Below are 21,425 nucleotides of genomic sequence, written 5' to 3'. Positions count from 1 at the left end.
TCCTTGATATACTTTCTGGTGTTCCGAAAAAAGACATACTGCCGGATTTATCCCGACGCCTGCGCAGGCAACATCATGATGATGGGCTTTGAGCAGGACAGCGACACTGGCAAGTGCTGCTTTTCTCCGGGCCACTATGCAGACATACTCAAGGCGATGGCTGGCAGGGCCGGGACCGTCAGCGAGCGAAAAGAGATCATATTAACGCACGATATCGACGTATTCCCGCCGTACGCATTGCAACTTGCCAGGATGGAGCACCGTCACGGCGTAAGGGCGACCTACTTTGTGCTCCTGCATTCAGAATGGTACAACGCCCTTTCCCCTGAAAACATGGAGATCTGGAAAAAGATAGGCGAGCTGGGCCACGAGATAGCCCTGCATTACGACGGCCGCTATGACGGCGATATGGCCGCGGTCCACAAGGCGTTTTGCGCCATGCTAAAGACAAACAGTATCAACGTCTCGCAGCACCTGGTGGGAATAACGCCGGACATTGAAGTGCCCGACGGACTCTACGACAGGTCACGGCTAAAGGGCGATGGTTACCATTACATAGCAGACAGCGGCGGCTGGTGGCGCAACGGCTGCGTCTGCCAGCACCTTGACAAAAAGGTATACTTTGTGTCCCATCCCGTGTGGTGGATAGCCGGCGCTTTTGACGTGGTGGAGCATGACGCTAACCAGGTTACAAGACGTGCGCGCAGGTTCTGGGAGGAGATGGTGAGTGAGCACAGGAAACAAAAGGTTCAGGTCGCAGCAAGAAGCGCATGAGTTTCTGCGGAGCCTGCCAAGGCCCAGGCCGTACGTCCACCCGACGGCGATCATCGAAAATACCGTCATGGGCAAGGACGCTACAATAGCGGCGTACGCCGTGATAGGCAAGGAAGGCTTTGGGTTTGACCCGCTCACCGGGTTCAGCCAGCGCTGGCCCCACACGGGCAATGTAGTTCTGGGGGACAACGTCGAGATAGGCGCACACACCTGCATAGACCGCGGGACGCTTGACAGCACCAGGATAGGCAACGATACCAAGATAGACAACCTGGTCCACGTCGGGCATAACGCCATCATCGGCAAGGGCTGCGTCATCGTGGCCGGCTCCATCATAGGTGGGTCGAGCGTGATAGGCGACGGCGTCTTTATCGGCGAGGGCGTGAAGATAAGGGACCACGTTACCGTAGGCGATAACGCGTTTTTGTGCATGGGGGCGATTGTGACCAGAGATGTACCCGCAGGAACAAAAGTACGGTAGCTATTACTGCATCGTCTTTGGCAGGGACGGCAACAGGTCCATACGCAAGGTGCTTGACAGCCTGCTGAGCCAGACCGTCATGCCCGGAAAAATCATCGTAATAGACGACGGCTCGACTGACGGCATGTACGACACGGTGCAGGAGTACGGCCGCAAGAATCCTGGCATGATAACCGTACACGAAACGAACAACAAGACAAGGGATTATACGCGACTTCCGCTGCTCTGGAACATGGGCCTGCTTGACGGCTACGACTTTCACATGATAGTCCCAAGTGACGCGTCCTTTGTTACAGAGTATGCCGAGCGCATGCTGCAAGAGCTGGCGCAGAATCCCAACCTTGTCATAGTATCTGGCGATTGGGGACCAATGAAGGCGCAGGCTCCGCACGGCGGCGGGCGCTTTGTCCGGCAGTCCTTCTTTTGGAAGCACTACCCGCAAGGCTATCCGCGCATCCTGGGCTATGAAAGCGAGATACTAGAGCGCGCCATCCTGAACAAGAACGAGATAAAGGTGCTAAACGACGTCGAGATATTCCACCACGACGCGCTGGGCCACAGCCACAATTTCAAGGAATTTGGCTACGGCATGAAGTCCTTGGGCTATTACCCGCCATACGTTTTTGGCAGGTTCGTGATGGACTTTGTGCGGAACAAGAGCATGGGCAAGAAAGGTGCGCTGAAGATGCTCTGGTACTACCTGCTTTTCAGGCCCGAAAAAGACGGCTATTATTCCATGTTACCCGCCGACGTGCGAAGCGCCATAAGGGAGCGGCAGAAAAAATATATCAACTCGCTTGCCAGGCGCGCGGTCAGGAAATTGCTGCGCAGACACAGGTCTGGTCTAGCCATACAAAAAGTTACAGCCCCGGCCACCAAGTCTTCAGGCTTTTCGATTGTGCGAGGCGAGACGGTCAGGAGCGCTGACCGGAATTGACAGGCAGAGGCCGCGCAAGCATGTCACTCAACTCCGAGTGGATGAGGAGGCGCTGGCTTGACTTTCGGAACGGGCACAGCACCTACCTGATATTCCTGCTGACGTTTGTGAACTTTGTAGTCATCACCTACACGCTTGCGATAGAGAGGTTCGCCTTTTTGGAAGGGATATTCCCGTCGATGTGGACATGGGGCATAGTGTTTATCGTCGGCTATATCCCGGCCGCGATAATAATCGGGCACCTTCACCGCAAGTTCCAGATCCCAACAGAAACAAGGCAGCTGATGGACGCAAACCCGTTCATATACCACGTGCAGCCCGGCAGGGAAAAGCTGTTCAACATGCCCGTGTCGGTCCTCGGGTTTGAGGCGCAGGTGCACAGCATGAGAATGCAAAACGCGATGGCCGACGCGATTGAAAAGATAGCTGCGAACACGAGCACTGCCATACCGGCAATCCCCCGGTTTGACCAGTCGTTCTTTATTGAATACGAACGTGCCATACACGTCACCGAGCGCCTTGCAAAGGGCGACAACATACTGGACATCCTGGAAGGCCTGAAGGCGCAGGAAAAGGGCGTTGCGGTCAAGCAGGGCCGCTAGGGCTTTGGGCCTGCGTTCACGATTTCCTTTGACACGCTGCCGAACTTGGCAAAGTTCTTGGCAAAGAGCGCGGCGAGGCGCCTTGCAGCCTGGTCGTACTCGTCGCCGTCATGCCAGGTGTTGCGCGGGTTGAGCACCTCGTATGGCACCCCGGGGCACGACGTGGGCATGTCCAAGTTGAATATGTCGTGGTGCCTGACAGGGCTGTTCTCTATCTCGCCCGTCAGCGCCGCGGTGACCATCGCCCTCGTGTAAGAGAGGTTCATGCGCTTGCCGATTCCGTAGGGGCCGCCGGTCCAGCCGGTGTTTATCAAGTAAACGCGTGTGCCGTGCTCTGTTATTTTCTTGCCAAGCATCTTGGCGTATTCCTGTGCATGCAGTGGCATGAACGGCCCGCCAAAGCACTGCGAAAATGTCTCTTTTGGCTCGGTGATGCCCCGCTCCGTGCCTGCAAGCTTGCTCGTGTAGCCCGACATAAAGTGGTACATGGCGCCTTCCTTTGTCAGCTTGGCAATTGGCGGCATGACCCCGAACGCGTCGGCGGTGAGAAACACGATGACCCGGGGGTGGCCTGCGACGCTCGGGATGACTGCGCCGTCGATAAAGTCAAGCGGGTAGACTACGCGTGTGTTTTCAGTCAGGCTGCCGTCTGCAAAGTCGGGCTCGCCTGTTCCGTTCAGCACGACGTTTTCCATTAGAGAGCCAAAGCGAATCGCGTTCCATATCTGCGGCTCGTGCTCTTTTTTCAGGTTGATGCACTTGGCGTAGCATCCGCCCTCGAAGTTGAACACGCCGCTATCCGACCAGCCGTGCTCGTCGTCGCCCACCAGCTGCCGCGACGGGTCTGCTGAAAGCGTCGTCTTGCCGGTCCCCGAGAGCCCGAAGAAGAGCGCGACGTCGCCTCCCTTGCCCACGTTTGCAGAGCAGTGCATGGGAAAGATGTTCTTTCTCGGCAGGAGAAAGTTCATGATTGAAAACATGGCCTTCTTTATCTCGCCGGCGTAAGACGTCGAGCCGATGAGCACTATTTTCTTCGAAAAGTTGATGATGATAAAAGTCTCGGTGCGCGTGCCCTCTGTCGCGGGGTCTGCCGCAAAGTCGTCGCAGCCAATAAGCGTGAACTCGGGCTTGTGGCGCTCAAGCTCCTCCGGAGTCGGCCTAATGAATATCTGCCTTGCAAAAAAGCTGTGCCAGGCGCGGTTGTTTATGACCCTGATTGGAAGGCGCACCGCAGGGTCTGCGCCCACAAAGCCGTCAAAGATGAACATCTCTTTTTCCTCGACGTGCCTTTTCATGCGCGAGTAGATCCTGTCAAAGTTCTCCTCGGAAATGGGGCGGTTCACCTTGCCCCAGTCCACCGCGTCGTGCGTGACGTGGTCGTCGACTATGTACTTGTCGTCAGGCGACCTGCCGGTGAACTTGCCCGTCTTGACCGAGAGCGCGCCCGTGGAAGAGAGCACCCCCTCGCCCCTCTCGAGTATGAGCTCGACCAGTTTTGGCAGCGGGAGGTTCCTGTGGGCGTTGGCTAGTTTTAGGTCCAGCAACTGGGAGCTGTATCAAGAAGCCACAGGTTATAATCTTTAGGCTGGGAGAATCTAGTGCCAAAATGTCGACGATAAACCATGCTGCACGCCGTGCAAGGCCGGCGCAACCTGTTATGCTCGAGCTGTCTTGCCCGACTTCTTTTTCGGCGACGCGCTTGCGTAGCGCACCTTGAGCGTCGATATGAAGCGATTGATTTCCTCCGGCGTCAGGATCACCATGTCCTCCGAGAGGTCCAGAGCCAAGCTTTGTGTGAGTAAATCCGGCTAGCTTAAAAAGATTTGGCGAATTTCTATGCTCAAAATTTCGCGCAGGGGCAAAAACAAGTGTCGAGAGGGGAAAAACACGGGCGGGGCGCAGCTATTGACATGCTTCTCTTATCCTGTCAGCGTTCTTGGACAGGATCTGCAGAAACTCTGAAAATTCCTGCTCGGTCGCGTTGCGCCCGATTATCCTGCGCGTCTGGTAGTGGAAAGAGTTGTAGATCCTTCCAACAGCTATCCCAAACGCAAAGTCGGATTTCTGCGAACCCGGCACGGCCTTCAAGCTTGCCTGTATCTGCTTTATCTCCGCGGCTGATTCTATGGCCTCGCCTATCTTTGACAGGACCGCCTTTTTCACCCTCGGGTCCATGGGTGCAGATATCCCGTTTCGGTATTAAAATAGTCCGAACTGCGACGAGCGCAGGTCCGACAAAAGTTCCACCCGTATCCCTTCCGCCCTTGCCTCAAGCTGCCGGTTGAGCCAGACGGCAAACTTTTGGTCCAAGGTTGCGCCTTTCGTACGCATTATGCCTATATCAGGCAGGCCTGCGAGCCTTCGCACGAATGACTTGTCCACTGCAAGTGCGTAAAACGTCCACCCGAAGGCGGGTTCCGCCTTTCCTGAAGCGAGGCGCGGCTCCGCCCCCGCCATCCTGCCCAGGTTTCCGAGCATGTCAGCCACAAGCGCGCTGCCGGCCTCGTAGTCTGTGCACCCGACCTGTAGCACCACCCTCTCGGGATCGTATTGCAACGCGTATTTTTCACAGGGGCAAGTAATAACTCTAGCAGCAGCCCATCTTGTCCGGCGCCATCGCCTCGTCCTTTGGCTCGCGGGTGAACATGTCTGACAGGTCTATCTGGAAAAACTCGCGCAAAATCCCGAGGTAGGACTGGACCGGTGGGGGCACGCCGTCCTCGCACGTGACTCCCATGTTCCACGCGTTTATCCATATCACCATGCCCTGCAGCATGTTCACGAACCGGCGGTATTCCTGCGGCACGACTCCGAGCTCGTCGATGAACTTTTCTGCCAGCCGCCACGCCGCGACAAAGTCGATGCACTTTGTCTTGTAGACTGCCTGTATCTGCTGCCTGACAGAAGCGGCGTACCTGAAGGGCTTTTTGCACACAAAGAACGGAAAGTCGACCTTGTCAGGGAGCATCATCCCCGGAGGCGACCAGACTGTGAGCACGCGCGCGCCTTTCTTGAGCGAGCGCCTGAACTTTTTCACAAGCGCGTCGACAAGCTCGGGGTCCGAAGACCAGAACAGCACGAGTGTGGCAGACGAAATGTCCGCGTCTTTCAGGTCCGAGACTGCTATCCCGGCGTTCTTGAGCCTTGACACGTTTCTTTTGGCCTCCTCTGCGAGCCTGGCGTCGGGCTCTACTCCTATCGCCTTTTTGACGCCCATCTTGGCGGCAAGCCTCACCGCGTTTCCGCGGCCGCACCCGAGGTGGCAAAAGACGTCGCTCTTGCGGAGGCCTGCAAGCCTGAACATCTTTTTCAGCACCCTGTCAGGGATCTCCACCTCTCCTTTCAGGACGTCCTGGGGAAGCGTGGACAGGAACTCGTTTATGTTCAACCGCTTATCGTGCTTCTCTTGGATAATAAAAAGTCACGGGAAAAAGGATCATTCAAATACGAATGCCCACTCTAAATGCCCATGCCGCAACTTTTCGGGGTCTTTGCGACGCACTCGCCGGAATCGTGCCCGCTCAACAACGCCAAGAACAAGGAAGTGTTACTGCAGATGGATAAGAAAATGCAGGAAAGGATGCAGGCAAACGGCGTCACGAAAATAGTCGGCTTTTACTTCTCGGTGCTAGAGCACGAGTGGACCATAATACTTGAGGCACAGAGCGCGCACGGCATTGAAACGCTCTGCATCGAATCAGGGATCTCGGCGTTTAACACCGTCAAGATAGTGCCCCTCACGGAGTTTGGGGCGGCCCTGAAAAGGATCAGGGGCTCCTGACCTCGCGCCATTTTTTTACCAGTGAGTGATAAAAGAGAGGTAATGGCCGTGCATGCCGAAATAAGCGTCATCCCGGTTTCAAAAAAGGGCGGAACCAGCATGAGCAGGGAAGTGGCTGCAGCCTTTGACGCGATAAGAAAGACGCGTGGCGTAAAGGCGACGCTGACTGCGCTTGGCACGCAGATAGAGGCAAGAGACATCGACTCGGCGCTCAGGGCTGTAAGGGCCGCGCACGTCGCTGTAAGAAAGGCAGGAGCTGCCAGGATAATCTCGTCGGTGAGGATAGACGAGCGGCTCGACAGGGACCAGACGCTTGAAGACAAGGTAAGGTCTGTCAAAAGGGAGCTTTCTTCGGAGTAGGGCATGGCAGAAGCAGCGTTTTTGCACGTCATTATCTCGCTTGGTGTACTGCTGTTTGCAGCCAAGCTCATGGCAGAACTGTTCCACAAGTTCAAGCTGCCGGTGGTGCTCGGCGAGCTGGTCGCAGGAATCATCGTCGGGCCTTTTGCGATAGGCGGGCTCCCGCTTTTCAACGGCGAGCCTCTAGTGGTCCTTGACGAGACTGTCAGCAACATCGGCGAGATATCTGCAATAGTCATTCTGTTCATAGCAGGCATGCACATCACGCCCCGCGAGTTTCTCAAGGGCGGGGCCGCGTCGTTCACGGTGGGAGGCCTCGGGGTTGTGATACCGTTCTTTGTCGGATTCTATGCGTTTCAGGCGTACGGCCTTGAAGCGCTGCAGTCGGTGCTTATTGCGACTGCGCTCACTGCCACCAGCATCGCTATCTCGATACAGGTGATGACTGAGATGGGCAGGATGCACTCCAAGGAGGCAAGGCTCATCCTCGGGGCGGCCATAGTAGACGACATTCTTGCCATAGCCGCGCTCTCTGTGGTGACTACCATGGTGCAGACGGGAAGCCTGGAGCTTGAGATAGTCGACGTGATATTCCTCATACTCAAGATACTTGGCATATTTGCAGCCCTGCTCGTAGCCTCGGTGATCATAATACCCAGGATACTGCACGTCGAGAAGCTCAAGGCCAAGGGCACAATAGAGGGCATGGCAACTGCGTCGTTCTTTGCAGCAGCCGGCATCGCCGCGTTCTTTGGGCTCTCGCCGATTGTCGGCTCATTTGCAGTCGGCATGGCGGTGGCAAGCACGCGGGTAATCAAGCAGATAGAACAGTACGTCGGCAAGCTGGAGATAATCTTCGCGCCGCTGTTTTTTGCTATCATCGGCGCGCATGTGGACCTCCGCGGCGTGAACGCGGACGTGCTCGCACTTGCAGGCGTGATAATAGCGATAGCAGTCGTTACAAAGCTCGCAGGCTGCGGGGCGCCTGCAATGCTGTTCCTCAAGGACAGGGGCAAGTCCTTCAAGGTCGGAATAGGCATGATCTCAAGGGGCGAGGTGGGGCTCATAGTTGCAGGTGTGGGAGCGTCTGCCGGCGTGCTTTCTGCCAACAACTATACCGCTGTCATCATCATGGTCGCCGCGACCACGATAATTACGCCCATCTGGCTCAAGATGGCGTACAGGAAGGAGCCGCCCGAGCCCGCGCCAAGCTCAGCCGAGCCGGCGCACCACTAGACTTCGACGTACACGGTCCCATCCTCTACCGTGACCCTGTACGAGCCTATCGGCCTGAGCTTTTGCGGGAACCAGGTCATCTGGCCTGTCGTCAGGTCCCACTTTGCGCCGTGCCAGGGGCACGTCAGTATCTTGCCCTCAAGCGTGCCGTCATGGAGCTCTGCACCCGCGTGGGTGCACGTGTTGCCTGCCGCATAATACTTGCCCCCGATGTTTGCGACGAGCACCTCCTGCCCGCCTGCAGTTACGTGTGTTATCGAGCCCGCCCCCATGTCAGAAGCCTTGCCAACCATGACTTTAGCCATACGGTTTTTGTCGGCAGACAGGTATTTTTGTTTAGCTGGAAAACATGCTCTCTGAAAACCGCGCCAGTTTTTTCAGCGCCTCTTTTCGTTCTTCCCTGTCGACCTCCGCGCCCTCTATGGCGCCCTGCAGGTAGCTTATGGACTGGTCGTAGACCTTCCTAGCGACGGGATGGGGCACGCCGTCCTTGCCGCCGTGGGCAAAGCTGTATTTCACAGGGTCGCTCCACGACGCTCTGGCGCCGTGTATCAGTTCTGCTACAAGCGCAAGCGCCCTGACAGTCGCTGCGCCCACTCCCTGCATCGACAGCAGCTCCTCATAGTTTCTTGGCTGCACGTCGTATACCCGCCGGAAAAGGTCCCAGTCAAGCCGCCGGGGCATTTCGTACCCGGAGAGGTGGACGGGCTTGACGCCAAGCCACCTGTCAAGCGTGTTTTCTGCGCCGAGGCGGTAGATAGACGACTTTAAATTTTCAGTGTCGCCGCAGGCAAGGTCAAGTGATACCTTCTGGTTTTCCTGCGAGTCTTTCGATGTCATGTCAAGGGCTTGCTGCTCTTTTTCCGCGCAGATTATGCCGGCGTGGGGCTCGCAGGTGAATTCCAGGACGGACTCGGAAGCCCAGTGGTACCTGCGCGCCATCCTGTTTTCTTCGTTCATGCCCTGCTGCACGACAGCCCAGTCGCCCCGCTCGTCAAATAGTATGACGTGGTGGTAGAGCGAGTACCCGTCCTGTACGGCCGCGCTGTCCACCTTGGCAGACATTTTGCTTGCGCGCAGAAGCGAAGCAGTCTTGCCGTCGGAGAGCCCAAAGTTCTCTGCAAGCCTCGGGATGTCGTGGACAGCCGACGTCGCCTTTGCGCCCTTGCCGCCTGCTATTGAGATCCCGTGCACGTCGGGCGAGAGCGACTGCTTCAGTATGCCGGTGACGACGGTGGTGACACCTGACGAGTGCCAGTCAAACCCAAGCACGCAGCCAAACGCCTGGAACCATACGGGGTCTGAGAGCCGGCGCAAGAACTCCTGCGGCCCGTACTCGTCCACGATGACCTTGGACATGGCATGCGACAGCCTTATCATCCTGCGCACCAGGTACGCCGGCGGGTGGCCCCCGTGCAGAGGCAGGTTGATGAATTGCGCCCGGCCCACAATGCGAGCCTGCATGCGGCAGTATTAAGCGCAGGGGCACCCCGGGGAGAGGGGGCCCCGTGCAGAACATATTATATCCGACGCGCTTTACGGTATGGCGTGCAGCCGGCGTGGCTTTTGCTAGTGGCACTTGCAAGCGCGGGGTTCCTGGGCGACCTGCTTGACCAGATAACCGCGCTCATAGCCCAGTACGGCTACCCGGCAGTCTTTGCGGCCGCGTTTTTGGAGGTCATATTCCCGCCCATCCCAAGCGAGGTGGTCTTTCCGCTCGTCGGGTTCACGGCTCAGAACGCTGGCCTGGGCCTTGAGAACGCAGTAGGGATGGCAACGGTGGGCGCCCTTGGCTCGACTGCAGGCGCGATTGTCATATACTACCTTGCGAAGGTGCTCGGACGCGCGGCATTGTTGCGATATGGCAGGTACGTCAGGGTGGGCGAGCACGAGCTGCAAAAGGCCGAAAAATGGTTTTTGCGGTACGGGCCGGTGGCGGTGTTTGGCGCAAGGATGGTCCCCGGCGTCAGGGAGCTGATATCGATACCCGCGGGGATTGGCGGGATGGGCATAGTCAAGTTTGTCGCCTACACGTTTGCCGGCTCGCTTGTCTGGTCAGTCGCGCTCACGCTTGTCGGATTTTACCTGGGGGAGGCGTGGACCCAGGTGGCGAGCCAGCTGTCGGCCGCGTTTACCACCGTGACTGCAGCGGTGGCGGCAGCCATAGTCCTTGGCGGCATTGCATGGTACCTCAGGCGCAGGAAAAAGGAGCAGTCTAGACAGCCTTCATGAGGATGCACAGCACCGCCTTCTGGGCGTGCAGGCGGTTCTCGGCCTCGTCCCACACGACGGACTGCGGCCCGTCCATGACGTCGGCAGTCACTTCCTGGCCGCGCTTTGCCGGCAGGCAGTGCATGAATATCGCGTCGCGCCTGGCAAGCTTCATGATTTCAGAATTGACCTGGTACTTGGGCATAAAGACAGACTCGCGGGTGGCCCGCTCGCCCTCTTTTCCTATCGATATGAAAGTGTCAGTCACCACGACGTCGGCGTCTTTTGCGGCCACTACAGGATCTTCGGTTACCGCAACCTGCGCGCCGGTCTTTTGGCCCTCCGCCCGGGCAAGCCGGACCACTTGTTCAAGCGGCTCGTAGCCCTTTGGGCACGCCGCCGTCATGCTTATGCCGGTCTTGGCGCACCCAAGCAGGAGGTCGTTGCACACGTTGTCCCCGTCGCCAAGCCACGCAAGCTTCAGGCCCTTCAGCTTTTTCTTGTGCTCCTTTATCGTGAGAAGGTCCGCAAGTATCTGGCAAGGGTGGAACGCGTCTGAAAGCCCGTTTATCACAGGTATCCTGGCGTAAGTGGCGAGCTTTTGCACGTCGGTGTGGTCGTAGACGCGGGCCATCAGGCAGTCGAGGTATCCTGACAATGTCTTTGCGGTGTCCTCTATGGTCTCGCCCCGGGCAAGCTGGATGTCAGTCGCGCTCAGGTAGACCGCGTCGCCGCCCATCTGGTACATGCCTACTTCGAAACTTACCCGCGTGCGCGTCGATGGCTTTTGGAATATCATGCCAAGGGTCTTTCCGCGCAAAAGCGGCCGGCCCCTTCCGGCCTTGTGCTCCTTTTTCAGTTTTGTCGCAAGGCTCATGATCCTGTCGATATCCTGCGATGAAAGGTCCTGCATGCTGAGCAGGTCGCGCTTACTTGAGGAGGTCTTCGATGTCTTCATCTGTCAGGTATACGACCTCATCTTCTTTCTTGTCCTTATCATCTTTGCGCTTCTTCTTCTCCTCTTTTTCACGGCGCTTGCGCTCCTCTTCCTCGCGCTTGCGGCGCTCGTCCTCTTCCTTCTTTTTGCGCTTCTCTTCTTCCTGCCTGCGCTTTTCATCCTCCTTTCTCTGCCTCTCATCCTGCTTTTTGCCCTCCTCCCTGTCCTCTTCGCGCTTGCGGCCAAAGAAGCCAAACCGGCCCTTCTTTTCTTCAGGCTCTGCCTTGGCAGGCTCTGGCGCGGGCGGAGGAGGCGGTGGCTTGGGCACCTGCACGGGGGCAGGCGGGGGCGAAAAGTCGCGCTCTTCTCTTGGCTCTGGCTCCTCTATGGGCGCGCTGACAGGCGTGGAGACCGGCGCTGCCGGCGGCGCCTCGACCTTTGGCTCCTCACCTGCCGCAGGTCCGGGTGCAGGCGGCGGTGCCGACATCAGGTCCTGCACGCTCACTTCCGCCTTGCCAAAGAGCGACTCGATGAACCTGTCCGGGTCGAAAGGTATCATGTCGTCGTACCCCTGGCCTACGCCTACGTAGATGATGGGCTTTGCAGTCAGGTGCGATATCGATATAGCGGCCCCGCCCTTTGCGTCGGCGTCTATCTTTGTCAGGATTGCGCCGTCAAAGTTTGTATACTGGAAAAACTCGCGGGCCTGGTTTATCGTGTCGTTTCCTGCAAGCGAGTCGCCCACGAATAATTTCACGTCCGGTTTTACCACGCGCACTATCTTGCCCATCTCGTCCATCAGGTTCTTTGAAGTCTGCATCCTGCCGGCCGTGTCCATGAGAACGACGTCGATGTAGTGCTTCCTAGCATAGTCAAGCGCGTCGCGCCCTACAGCCGACGGGTCAGCGCCGTACCTCTGCGCTATCACCTTCAAGGAAAGCCGCTGCGCGTGCTCAGTCAACTGCTCTATTGCGCCTGCGCGGTGCGTATCGCCTGCCGCAACTACAACGGAGAGACCTTGCTTGCGGAGCAGGTTTGCGACCTTGGCAACCGTGGTGGTCTTGCCAGTGCCGTTTATGCCAAGGAAAACAATCGAGAACGGGCCCTGCTTGGCCTCCTTTTTGGCCTTTATCCTGCTCACAAGATCGAGCCTGCCGGCCCGGGCAAAGATGCCTGCCACAGATTCCTGCAACTTCTTTTCAATGATTGCGCCGGCCTCCTGCCCTTTTTCCAGCTTTACACCAAGCAATTCTTGTTTCAGCTTTTTTGAGAGGTCGTCGACAACTTCCTGCGCGACGTCGCTTTCCAAGAGCGCTATCTGCAGATCAAGAAGCGTGTCGTCAAGGACGCGCTCGGTTATCTCTTTCTGCCCTATGCTCCTTGCCGCGCTTGAAAAGGCGTTCTTTAGCTTGTCAAACATTATCGCAAGTCAGCCTGACTGGGCCTGCCTCAGCATGGCGTTGAGCTGCTGCTGGAGCTGCTCCATGCGCATCGCTATCTCCTGCCTCTGCGCCTCCAGCTGCCTTATTGCAACGTCGTACTCCTTTATGCGCGCCTCCACAAAGTTCAGCGCGTCCTCCTTGCTCTTTTCCACTGTAACGCCCGAGCCGAGGCTGACTATGACTTTTTTCATAGGTGGCACGTTTGCCTTGACGTAGATGCCGCTGCCGACTGGCATCAGCGTCTCCACCTCTGCGTCCGCGCTTATCCCCTGCAATGTTGTCGACGCAAGGCGCGCCTCGTCAAACATCCTGCCTATCGCCGCCTGCCTAGCGACTATGTCGTTCATGTAGGCTTCAAGCGCCCGGGACTGCTGGGCCATCTCGTTCAGCGCCTGCTCAAGCGCGCGGTCGTGCGAATGCTCATGTGGGTGATCGTGGGTATGAGGATGATCGTGATCATGCTCGTGCGTGTGGCCGGAAGAATCCGTGTGCATCAGACTGACTGGCTCCGCTCGATTTTTAAAGCTTTAGATTTTCGAGACCTTGAGCATGTCGGCCATCCTGACCGCCATGCCAAAGCGATCTTCTTCTGCCTTCATGTGGTTGTAGATCTTTATCATGTCTGCCGCGTGCCTTACCATGCTGAACCTGCCCTGTATTTTCAGCTGGACGAACTTGAAGACAAGCGAATACACCTTGAACTTTTCAAGCACCGCGTTCCTGTACGCGGCCAGGTCATGCATGTTTTTCACAAACAGGTCGGCGCACCAGGTAGCAGGGATTATGCCCTCGCCAAGCAGCGCAAACACCGTGCCTATCGACTCGCCCACTCCCACGCACTTGCGCCCGTCGGTGAAGGGCTCGCAGCTGGCCGGCGGGCTGAGCCTCACGGGCCTGCCGACCTTCTTTATCACCTCGCACTCGTGGGCGCGCATAAAGTCGTCGACGAACTGGTTGTGCCCCTTTGCAAAGTCGCCGGCGCCGACGTGCGCGTAGCCGTTGCCAAGCGGGAAATACCAGAAATACCCAGTCATAGACGGGAACGCCTTCAGGTAAAAGTCGTCAAACGGCTCCTTGCCGTTTTCGTAGCGCACCTTGTACTGGACGCATGGAATCCACATCTCGTTCTGCAGGCGCGGAAGGTAGTTGCGGTGAAAGCCGGTTGCGTCGATTATAAGGTCAAAGTCAGGTTCGAGTTCTTCTTTTCGCGGGGCCCTGCCGAACCTGATGTTAGTCCCCTTTATCATGTCCTGGATGAGCCGTATCTTGTCGTAGCTGACCATCCCTTTCAGCTTCAGGTCGACATGGTCCTTTCCAAGGTCGACTTTCATGTGCTTCCCGTCGTGGAGCACATAGTCGTCAAAGTTCAGGCCGCAGTTTTTGGCAAGCCCTGACATGACGTTTTCGCAAGTCGCCCAGGCGCAGACGGCGTCGTGCTGCTCCTCCGGCATCCTCTCAAAGCCTGTCACCTGCACGTCGCGCATGGCGGAAAGCTGGTTCATGAGGTAGGCGCCTGCAACCCCGATGCCGGCGACGGCTATCTTCATCTGGCTGATTGGATGGGCAAAAGCAATAAAAAGATTGGCTGGGCCACCAAATGAATTATCTAGCCGGCGCCTGCAACTAGGGCGTTGTCAAAGCCAAAGATAAGGATGCCCGGCGCGGCCAGGGCTGGGATAGGGTTGTTGATTATGGGCGGCATCGTAGTCGGCATCGGCACGGTGACTGACAGGGGTGCCGTGTCGCTTTACGGGCTTGCGATGGTCGCAGGCGGTTTCGTGCTTTACATGGCCGCGTCCATAATGGCAAAAAGGCAGGCCCGCTGATCATTCCATGTAGACCGCGGGCTTGTAAGGCCTTGCGAATTTTGCCTTGCCTTTCGGGTCATATCTGTCAGGGTCGTCCTCGGCGTTTACGATTACCTCTGCGCCGGCAAACTCTTTAGCAATCAGGCCTGCGCCGTCCCGGATTGCAGACGCCTCGTCAAACTGCATCACCTTCAGCCTGCGCTCCCTCGCCTCGACGGGCGCAGAGAGTATGTCTTCCTGCATTTTTTTCACTGCGTTGGGATCGGCCTTGACCTTGGCAGTCTCGGGGTTTGCGATGAGCTGCTTCATGGTCTCGCCAAAGTTGGTCTTGCCCTGCATGATGTTTGCAAGTATCGTCCTATATGCCGGCTCTTTCCACGCGGCGCGCGTATAGATTACTATTTTCCGGGGCTCCATCTTTGTGACCTTGATTATGCTCTGGATGTCGGCAATCAGGCTCTGCAGCAAAAACTCTGTCTCTTCTGCTTCAGAGTCAGCGCCGCCGCTTTCAGGCCATCCTGCCTTCGTTATAGAGTCCTTGTTGCCCAGCCGCTCCCAGACTTCCTCCGCTGTAAAGGGCGCAAAGGGCGCAAGCATCCTCACCTGCGCTTTTAGATAACTGGAAAGGGCAGACAGTGCCGCGGGCGAGTCCTGCCTGTTCTTGGCAGAAACGCGCTTTTCGTACCACTGCAGGTCCTGCTCTAGCGAGTAGAGTATGTGGTGTATTGCCTCTCTCACGCGCAGCCTGTCCATCGACTCTGCTGTTATGGCCGAAGCCCGCGCAAGCCTGCTAGCAAGCCACCTGTCCTCCACCTGCTCCGGCGCGACTGCATTTGCGTCTTTCACGCGACCTGCCATGTCAAACACGCCTGACAGCTTGGACCTGATGCCCCGCACCGTGTCAAACGAAAAGTCGGCGTCCTGCAGGATTTCGGCAGACACGAGCATCGCAAGGCGTATCGTGTCAGCGCCGTGCTCTGCGATGGCGGCGCGCAGCGGTATGATGTTGCCAAGCGACTTGCTCATCTTCTTGCCTTCCATGAGCACCGAGCCGTTCACGACGACCTGCCCGGGCCACAAATCGCGCGTAAAGATTGCGACGTGGTTGAATATGAAAAACGAGAGGTGGTTCGGGACAAGGTCGCGGCCCGAGTGCCGCGAGTCGACAGGGTAAAAGTACGAGAATTCGCTCCTTACCTGCTCTACTATGTCTTTTGAGAGCTTGCACTCTTGCGCGACTTTGCCCGGGTCGCCTAGGCCCAGGAGCACATAGTCAAAGAAAGAGTCGCTTATGCTGTCAATGTCTGCGATGGCGCCGGCGTTGACAAACCTGGCAATCGTGTAGTATGCCATGTATATTACAGAGTCAGACAGGCTTTCGATTATCCACTCCGGGTCCCACGGAAGTTTCGTGCCAAGCCCTGATTTTCTGGCGCAAGCCCTTTCCCTGAGCCAGTCGATGACATAGTCGAATTCCTGCCTTATGTCCTGCGGCACCACATCCATCTTTTGTATGCACTCGTGTGCAAGGGCCTTCCAGTTCTTGTCGCCGTAGTTTAAGAACCACTGGTCGCTCAGCAGTTTCACCACGCACTCGGCGCCGCACCTGCACCGCACGGGGTTGTTGAGCTCGTACATTGCCGACGTCATGCCAGCCTTTAACATCTCCTCTTTTACCTCGTTCTTTGCCTCTGCAACGGGCCTGCCGGCGTACTTGCCCGTGTTTGCAAGCATCTTTCCCTTGTAGAACTCGTGCGAGTAGAGGTCGCTTGTCGCCTTTTCCAGCCGGTCCTCTTTTGGACCCGGCACGGCCTTTTCGATTGCCTGCGCAGCAGGAACCAATGAATAACCTTCGGACTCGATTATCGCTATGGGCTCTGCAGAGACTTTGATGCCGAATTTTTTCTGCAGTTCGTTGTTGCTTTTCAGGTCTGCAAGCGCCTGGTAGTCGTAGGGCGCGTGCGCCGGCACGGACATGACGACGCCCGTGCCGCTTGTGGCCTCTACAAACGCGGCCGGATACATCGGGATTTTGGCATTGTTGAGGGGGTTTTCAATCTCCCAGCCGACCATCTCGCTTCCCTTGACCGTCTTTTCAATCCTGACTGTGTGGTTCAGGAACTCGAGCTTGCGCGCGGCCTCCTTGCTTATTATCCACTTTTCGCCGTCGACTGACGCCTCGACGTATTCCACGTCGGGGTTGACCCACATGTTGGTGACTCCAAATATCGTTTCGGGCCTGAGCGTCGCCGCGGGTATTACGACATTGCCGTGTTTGAACTTGACAAGCACGTATTCTGTGAAGTCGGGCTCGACGTCGCCCATCGTGTCGTGCTGGCTGACAGGGTTCTGGTCACGCGGGCACCAGCCCACCGGGTGCGAGCCCTGAACTATCAGCCCCTTTTTCTTTAACGTGTCAAACTGCCACGTGATGAACTTTGAATACATCCTGTCGATGGTGGTGAACTCGCGGCGCCAGTCCATCGAGTAGCCCATCTCCTTCATCCCCTGCTTTATCTCGTGGTGGAAGTAGCTTGCTATCTTTACAGGCTCCACAAATGTCGCGATGACGTCGTCTGTCAGCCTGTAGACGTTGTGGAACGTGTCAAGCAGGTCCTTGTCGCCTGCCGCGACCCTCCTTGACATGCCAAGTATCGGCGTGCCGGTGTAGTGGAACCCCATAGGGAAGAGCACGTTGTATCCTTTCATGCGCATGTACCGGGCGTGCGCGTCTGCAAGCGTGTAGGTCCTTCCGTGACCTATGTGCTGGGGCGAGTTCGGGTAAGGGTATGCAACTGTTACAAAGTATTTTTTCCGAGAAGGATCCGGGTTTGCCTCAAACGCCTTTTGCTCCTCCCACCTCTTGATCCACTTGCCCTCGATTGCGTGCCAGTCGACGCTCATTTTCTAGCCCGCCCTTGCCGTCTCTTCGGCCAGAAGCAGCGCGTCTTTCACCATCTCTTTTGACTTGCCGCCGCCCTGCCCGAACCTGTCGTTTCCGCCGCCAGATCCTCCAAGTTTTGCGGAAACCTGCTTTGCCACAGCGCCGGCCTTGACCTTTGCGCGGGCTTTTTCGCCGGCGAAAACGATGACGCGCATGCCGGCGCCCTTGGCTATTAGCGCGACGTAGACAAGCTCGGGGTCTATCTCTATTGCCTTCTCGCCCACCGCGATGTGGTAGTCATCGTCAAGCTCCTCGTCAAACGTGCTGTACAGCTTGACATGCTTCAGCCGCTTGGCGTTCTCGGCTGCCGTCTTTGCCATCGCCGGCGCGACGACGCGAAGCATCGTCTTGGCTTTCTTCTTGGTGTCTTCTGAATCTTCCATCGCCTTGGCAAACGACTCGACGACCTTTTCCTTGCTCGAGCCAAGAGCCTGCGCAATGGCGCCCAGCTGCGCGTCCTGGTTCTGCATGTGTTTGACCGCGGCCTCGCCGGCCACAAACTCGAGCCTGACGACTCCGTCCTGCACGCGCTCTGACTTGACTATCTTGACCATGCCTATCTCGCCGGTCCTCCTGACGTGCGTTCCTCCGCACGCCTCGATGTCCCACCCTTCTATGTTGACAATCCTCACGTTGCTCGTAGGGACGACTCCGCCCTGGTAAATCCGAAAAGTGTACTTTTGCTCGGCCTCGCCCCTGTCGAAAAAGTTGATGTTGACGGGCAGGTTCTTGCGTATGACCTCGTTTGCTGTCTGCTCTATTCGCTGCGCCTCTTCCTTTGTAAGCGCCGAGTGGTGCGTGATGTCAAGCCGGCCGTAGCTTTCTTCCTTGAACGCCGAGTTCTGCCAGACCCACGAGCCCAGGTTGTTCCTCGACGCCGAGTTGAGCACGTGAGTCGCCGTGTGGTGCTTTGTTATCAGGTCGCGCCTTCTGGCGTTCACCATCCCTTTCACCACCTGGCCGTCTGCCAGTTTTCCTTCTATCCTGTGGAGCACGAGGTCGCCCTGCTTTGTGACCTCGACCACCTTTGCGCCCGAGATCTCGCCGGTGTCCGGCTCCTGGCCGCCGCCCCTCGGGTAGAACGCGGTCTGGTCGAGCACGACGTGCTTGCCGGCGACCCTCAGCACCTTTGCCTCAAACTCGCGTATCGACTCGTCTTCGTAGTACAAAAGCCGGGTTGCAGGGAGCCCTTCAAGGCCGGCCACGGGCTTTGCCACCTGCGCGCCGCCGGAGACGCTTGCGTGGAGCTCTGCAAGCTTCGTGTAAAATGTCGAAGGCACGCCGGCGATGACTCCCTGCTCTACAAGGAAATCGGGCGTTATGCCGTCTGACTCGTACAGCCTTAGCAGGTCCTCCACCTTTAGCCCGCCGGACTTTGACTTGAGCGACTCTGCAGTCGCGTTCATGCGCTCGCGTGAACCCACGTACCTTGTAGATTCAAGCTGCAGTATTGTACGGGCGTCCTGCCTGTGCTCCTCAAGCTCGGGGTACATCTGCTTCAGATAGTCGATGTGCATGTCGGCAATGTCTTCAAGCCTCACGGTCCAGCCAAGCCTCTCCATCATGGAAAGCGCCCTGCGCAGGATTACTCTCAGGTTGTAGCCGCCGCCCACGTTTGACGGGAGCGCGCCGTCGGATATCGCAAAGAGGAGCGTCCTGACGTGGTCCGCTATCGTGTATACTGCTTCGTACGGCGCGACTGCGCCTGCCAGCTCGTCGTAGGACATGCCCATCTGCCTTGCTATCATTCCTTTGAGCGCCTTGACGTCCCCTTCAAAGTTCTCCAGCTTGGACGACACCGCGCCGAAATACCTGCCTAGGATTTCCGGTGCGGCTTCAGTGCCGGTAGCGTCCAGCATCTTTTTGACGACAGGCCCAAAGCAGCAGTCGTAGCTTGTTGGCGTCCCCATGGTTATCCACGAAAAGCGCTCAAGGCCGGCGCCCATGTCTATAATCTTGTTTGGCATGACCCGGTAGCTTTCCTCGTTGCCCTCAAACTCGGTAAAGACGGCGTTGCCAAGCTCAAGCCCGCGCACGAAATACTCTAGCGAGTACCCGAACGCGCCGGCGCCCATCCAGACGTCCTCTACAAACGTTATCTCCTCCGGCTTGATGCCAAGTCCGTTTGTCAGCATGCCATAGTCAAGGTCGATGCACCTGTCCTTCCAGTAGCCGCCCGGCGCGTCCGCGTTGCAGGTCTGGCCTATCATACAAAAGCCGGTGTAGTGGCGCCCGGAAAGGCCGACGTTTTCGATGTCGTTGAATCGCAGGCACATCTGCGGGACCACGAGCGGGTTTGCCGGCAGCTCAAACACGATCTGGTTTCCAACGACACGCTGAAAGTCAACAATTGATGCTATCGTGAAATAAAGGTCATCGCGCCACCTGCTTACGACAGGGTAGCGCCTCACTATCTCGTGGCCGTTTTCCCGAAAATGCTTCTCCGTCTCCTTCCACGCGCCGACGTAGTCCAGTCTCTTTGAGGTCGGCGGCTTGCCGATAAAACCATAATCCTCGTGGTCGGGGCACGCCTGCTTTTCCACAAGGGACCAAAAGTGCTTGCCGCACTTGCCGCATTTCTGGCGCGTAAAGCCGAGCTTGTCAAATAGCGAGACCTTGTAATAGCGGTCAGGGTCTTTAGAAAACATCTCGGCGAGTTCTTTTTTGCCCAATTAGACTCTCTCGGCTTTCTTCTTGTTATCGCCGCCCATACAGTATTAATGCTTTCGTCGTACAGTATGCGATTGCATAAGGTTCAAAATTTGTGAGCGCGGATTGCTGTTGTACTCATGAGGAAAGCCCTGATAATAGCAGGTATTGCGATAGTAGCGGGTGTGGCTATTCTTGTCGCCTTGACTTGGGGCGGTTACCTGACAAAGGCTTTGACGGGTGCCCCGGAAAATCCCGTCGTGTATCTTGTCGTTGACGGAGAAAGGTATGCCTCAGACAACAACTTTTACTGCCCAAACGATTGCGACTTCTTAACCATCGCAAGGGTCTTTTCCTCGCCACCAATAGAAATTCCTCGCGGTTCAGAAGCAGCCTTTGAAATTGACTACAGGGCGATCTCGACGCAGTATGCTCTTTTCGAATACGGACCGGTCGAAAATGACGACCGGTTTCGACAATCCGACAAACAGCTCAACTTTGATGAGAATGGAAGACTTGTGATAGATTGGCCGAAGGGAAGGTATGTCCTTGCCGTGACGACAGGTTGGAATTCCGTGGATGAAAACCAGTCGTATTCGCTGCACAGGTTCAGGATAACCGTGACTTGAAAAAAGAGAAAGGGCTTACGCTTTTGCAAGCGTGCTTTCTATGAACTTCAGGTACGACTCTTTTGGCATGGCGCCAATCGTCCTGCCTATCTCGTTTCCGCCCTTGAAAAGCAGAAGCGATGGGATTGACTGGATGCCGTACTTCATTGCAATCTCCTGGTTCTCGTCGACGTTGACCTTTGCCACCTTTATCTTGCCCTGCATCAGCTTGCCTATCTGCTCCACGGCAGGCCCTACCATCCTGCAGGGGCCGCACCACTCGGCCCAAAAGTCGACGAACACGGGCACATCTGATTTTAGCACTTCAGACTCCCACGTCTTTGAAGTGACATGGGCAACTGCACTTGTTTGTTCCATGGGTCTGCTTAACAGAAACGGTATTTGAACGATCAGCCAGTCTGTCCGGACTGACCGGTCAGGCCGATAGTGATGAACTCGGAGATGAGCTTTATCACAAAGGCGATGCCTCCGACCGCGCCAAGGCCCAGCGCGACAAGGCGCAGGTGCTGGTTATAGTCCTCCTTGCTGGTCTTTTTTGCCAGCCTGAGGGTCTGGATTATCTCGCCTATCTTGCGTTCCACTACGGACAAGTCGAATCTGGTGCCTCTTTTGCGGTATATAAAACATGGGTTTA

25 protein-coding genes are annotated in these 21,425 nt (G+C 56.8%); 10 read left to right on the top strand and 15 right to left on the bottom strand.

The annotated features are described in order from the left end of the window. Nucleotides 1-3: 3 nt before the first annotated feature. From HXY31_RS01075 to HXY31_RS01060, 4 genes are read left to right on the top strand one after another with little or no spacing between them, the layout of a single operon-like run. Nucleotides 4-774 carry a hypothetical protein gene (locus tag HXY31_RS01075; protein WP_292638636.1) on the top strand — a complete coding sequence of 257 codons (771 nt, stop codon included), beginning with the start codon at nt 4-6 and terminating at the stop codon, nt 772-774. Continuing rightward, entirely contained in the window at nt 728-1,255 is a 528-nt protein-coding gene (locus HXY31_RS01070; RefSeq protein ID WP_292638634.1) for a hypothetical protein, read from the top strand. The genes HXY31_RS01075 and HXY31_RS01070 overlap by 47 nt, the downstream gene beginning before the upstream one ends. Beyond that, the gene (locus tag HXY31_RS01065) at nt 1,227-2,192 is read left to right on the top strand and encodes a glycosyltransferase family A protein (protein ID WP_292638632.1); all 966 of its coding nucleotides are present in this window, start codon (nt 1,227-1,229) and stop codon (nt 2,190-2,192) included. The genes HXY31_RS01070 and HXY31_RS01065 overlap by 29 nt, the downstream gene beginning before the upstream one ends. Before the next feature lie 20 nt (nt 2,193-2,212). Continuing rightward, a complete protein-coding gene (locus HXY31_RS01060) occupies nt 2,213-2,794 on the top strand; it encodes a hypothetical protein (protein WP_292638630.1) in 582 nt (193 codons plus the stop codon). Here HXY31_RS01060 and pckA read toward each other — a convergent pair. The 5 genes from pckA to HXY31_RS01035 form a co-directional block, all read right to left on the bottom strand. Further along, nucleotides 2,791-4,338 (bottom strand): phosphoenolpyruvate carboxykinase (ATP), encoded by a 1,548-nt coding sequence (pckA, locus tag HXY31_RS01055; RefSeq protein WP_292638628.1) that lies wholly within the window; start codon nt 4,336-4,338, stop codon nt 2,791-2,793. The genes HXY31_RS01060 and pckA overlap by 4 nt on opposite strands. A 111-nt stretch (nt 4,339-4,449) precedes the next feature. Further along, on the bottom strand, nt 4,450-4,581 hold the full coding sequence (locus HXY31_RS01050; RefSeq protein ID WP_292638625.1) for a hypothetical protein: 132 nt from the start codon (nt 4,579-4,581) through the stop codon (nt 4,450-4,452). A 115-nt stretch (nt 4,582-4,696) separates the two neighbouring features. Further along, on the bottom strand, nt 4,697-4,969 hold the full coding sequence (locus HXY31_RS01045) for a hypothetical protein (RefSeq protein ID WP_292638621.1): 273 nt from the start codon (nt 4,967-4,969) through the stop codon (nt 4,697-4,699). A gap of 24 nt (nt 4,970-4,993) precedes the next feature. Beyond that, entirely contained in the window at nt 4,994-5,350 is a 357-nt protein-coding gene (locus tag HXY31_RS01040; RefSeq protein ID WP_292638618.1) for a hypothetical protein, read from the bottom strand. A gap of 31 nt (nt 5,351-5,381) precedes the next feature. Continuing rightward, nucleotides 5,382-6,182, bottom strand: a complete 801-nt coding sequence (locus HXY31_RS01035; protein WP_292638616.1) for a class I SAM-dependent methyltransferase — start codon at nt 6,180-6,182, stop codon at nt 5,382-5,384. A gap of 81 nt (nt 6,183-6,263) precedes the next feature. On the opposite strand from HXY31_RS01035, the gene HXY31_RS01030 reads away from it, so the two are divergent. The 3 genes from HXY31_RS01030 to HXY31_RS01020 are packed head-to-tail and all read left to right on the top strand — an operon-like array spanning nt 6,264 to nt 8,171. Further along, nucleotides 6,264-6,575 (top strand): hypothetical protein, encoded by a 312-nt coding sequence (locus tag HXY31_RS01030; RefSeq protein ID WP_292638614.1) that lies wholly within the window; start codon nt 6,264-6,266, stop codon nt 6,573-6,575. Between the two features lie 42 nt (nt 6,576-6,617). After that, nucleotides 6,618-6,935, top strand: a complete 318-nt coding sequence (locus HXY31_RS01025) for an MTH1187 family thiamine-binding protein (RefSeq protein WP_292638611.1) — start codon at nt 6,618-6,620, stop codon at nt 6,933-6,935. A 3-nt stretch (nt 6,936-6,938) separates the two neighbouring features. After that, nucleotides 6,939-8,171 carry a cation:proton antiporter gene (locus tag HXY31_RS01020; protein ID WP_292638608.1) on the top strand — a complete coding sequence of 411 codons (1,233 nt, stop codon included), beginning with the start codon at nt 6,939-6,941 and terminating at the stop codon, nt 8,169-8,171. Here the strand turns inward: HXY31_RS01020 and HXY31_RS01015 are convergent. Continuing rightward, nucleotides 8,168-8,476, bottom strand: a complete 309-nt coding sequence (locus tag HXY31_RS01015) for a non-heme iron oxygenase ferredoxin subunit (protein ID WP_292638606.1) — start codon at nt 8,474-8,476, stop codon at nt 8,168-8,170. The genes HXY31_RS01020 and HXY31_RS01015 overlap by 4 nt on opposite strands. Nucleotides 8,477-8,507: 31 nt before the next feature. Beyond that, nucleotides 8,508-9,620 (bottom strand): DUF763 domain-containing protein, encoded by a 1,113-nt coding sequence (locus tag HXY31_RS01010; RefSeq protein WP_292638604.1) that lies wholly within the window; start codon nt 9,618-9,620, stop codon nt 8,508-8,510. A 99-nt stretch (nt 9,621-9,719) separates the two neighbouring features. Between HXY31_RS01010 and HXY31_RS01005 the strand changes: the two genes are divergently transcribed. Further along, complete coding sequence (locus tag HXY31_RS01005) at nt 9,720-10,403, top strand: DedA family protein (RefSeq protein ID WP_292638602.1); 684 nt, start codon at nt 9,720-9,722, stop codon at nt 10,401-10,403. Here HXY31_RS01005 and argF read toward each other — a convergent pair. From argF to HXY31_RS00985, 4 genes are read right to left on the bottom strand one after another with little or no spacing between them, the layout of a single operon-like run. Further along, a complete protein-coding gene (gene argF / locus HXY31_RS01000) occupies nt 10,387-11,340 on the bottom strand; it encodes an ornithine carbamoyltransferase (protein ID WP_292638600.1) in 954 nt (317 codons plus the stop codon). The two genes, HXY31_RS01005 and argF, sit on opposite strands and share 17 nt — an antisense overlap. Next, nucleotides 11,312-12,739, bottom strand: a complete 1,428-nt coding sequence (ftsY, locus tag HXY31_RS00995) for a signal recognition particle-docking protein FtsY (protein WP_292638597.1) — start codon at nt 12,737-12,739, stop codon at nt 11,312-11,314. Before ftsY ends, argF begins: the two co-directional genes overlap by 29 nt. 9 nt (nt 12,740-12,748) lie before the next feature. Continuing rightward, a complete protein-coding gene (pfdA, locus tag HXY31_RS00990) occupies nt 12,749-13,255 on the bottom strand; it encodes a prefoldin subunit alpha (RefSeq protein ID WP_292638595.1) in 507 nt (168 codons plus the stop codon). Nucleotides 13,256-13,288: 33 nt separating this feature from the next. Further along, a complete protein-coding gene (locus HXY31_RS00985) occupies nt 13,289-14,308 on the bottom strand; it encodes an NAD(P)/FAD-dependent oxidoreductase (protein WP_292638593.1) in 1,020 nt (339 codons plus the stop codon). Nucleotides 14,309-14,392: 84 nt separating this feature from the next. On the opposite strand from HXY31_RS00985, the gene HXY31_RS00980 reads away from it, so the two are divergent. Then, on the top strand, nt 14,393-14,587 hold the full coding sequence (locus tag HXY31_RS00980; protein ID WP_292638591.1) for a hypothetical protein: 195 nt from the start codon (nt 14,393-14,395) through the stop codon (nt 14,585-14,587). Here the strand turns inward: HXY31_RS00980 and leuS are convergent, their stop codons facing one another. Next, nucleotides 14,588-17,473, bottom strand: coding sequence for a leucine--tRNA ligase (gene leuS, locus HXY31_RS00975; RefSeq protein ID WP_292638588.1), 2,886 nt, complete (start codon nt 17,471-17,473; stop codon nt 14,588-14,590). It lies immediately after the preceding gene. Between the two features lie 3 nt (nt 17,474-17,476). Continuing rightward, nucleotides 17,477-20,185 (bottom strand): alanine--tRNA ligase, encoded by a 2,709-nt coding sequence (gene alaS / locus HXY31_RS00970; protein WP_292638585.1) that lies wholly within the window; start codon nt 20,183-20,185, stop codon nt 17,477-17,479. Nucleotides 20,186-20,302: 117 nt separating this feature from the next. Between alaS and HXY31_RS00965 the strand changes: the two genes are divergently transcribed. Further along, nucleotides 20,303-20,791, top strand: a complete 489-nt coding sequence (locus HXY31_RS00965; protein WP_292638582.1) for a hypothetical protein — start codon at nt 20,303-20,305, stop codon at nt 20,789-20,791. 15 nt (nt 20,792-20,806) lie between these two features. Here the strand turns inward: HXY31_RS00965 and trxA are convergent, their stop codons facing one another. Together trxA and HXY31_RS00955 are read right to left on the bottom strand one after the other, a co-directional pair. Then, nucleotides 20,807-21,148: a thioredoxin gene (gene trxA, locus HXY31_RS00960; RefSeq protein ID WP_292638579.1), complete on the bottom strand. Its 342-nt coding sequence runs from the start codon at nt 21,146-21,148 to the stop codon at nt 20,807-20,809. A 32-nt stretch (nt 21,149-21,180) separates the two neighbouring features. Then, nucleotides 21,181-21,372, bottom strand: coding sequence for a protein translocase SEC61 complex subunit gamma (locus tag HXY31_RS00955; protein ID WP_342817006.1), 192 nt, complete (start codon nt 21,370-21,372; stop codon nt 21,181-21,183). Nucleotides 21,373-21,425: the final 53 nt, after the last annotated feature.

The sequence above is a fragment of the Nitrososphaera sp. genome (assembly GCF_013388945.1).
GTDB lineage: Archaea > Thermoproteota > Nitrososphaeria > Nitrososphaerales > Nitrososphaeraceae > Nitrososphaera.
The sequence above is the reverse complement of the archived record's forward strand: the minus strand, read 5'-3'. Positions and strand labels throughout refer to the sequence as shown.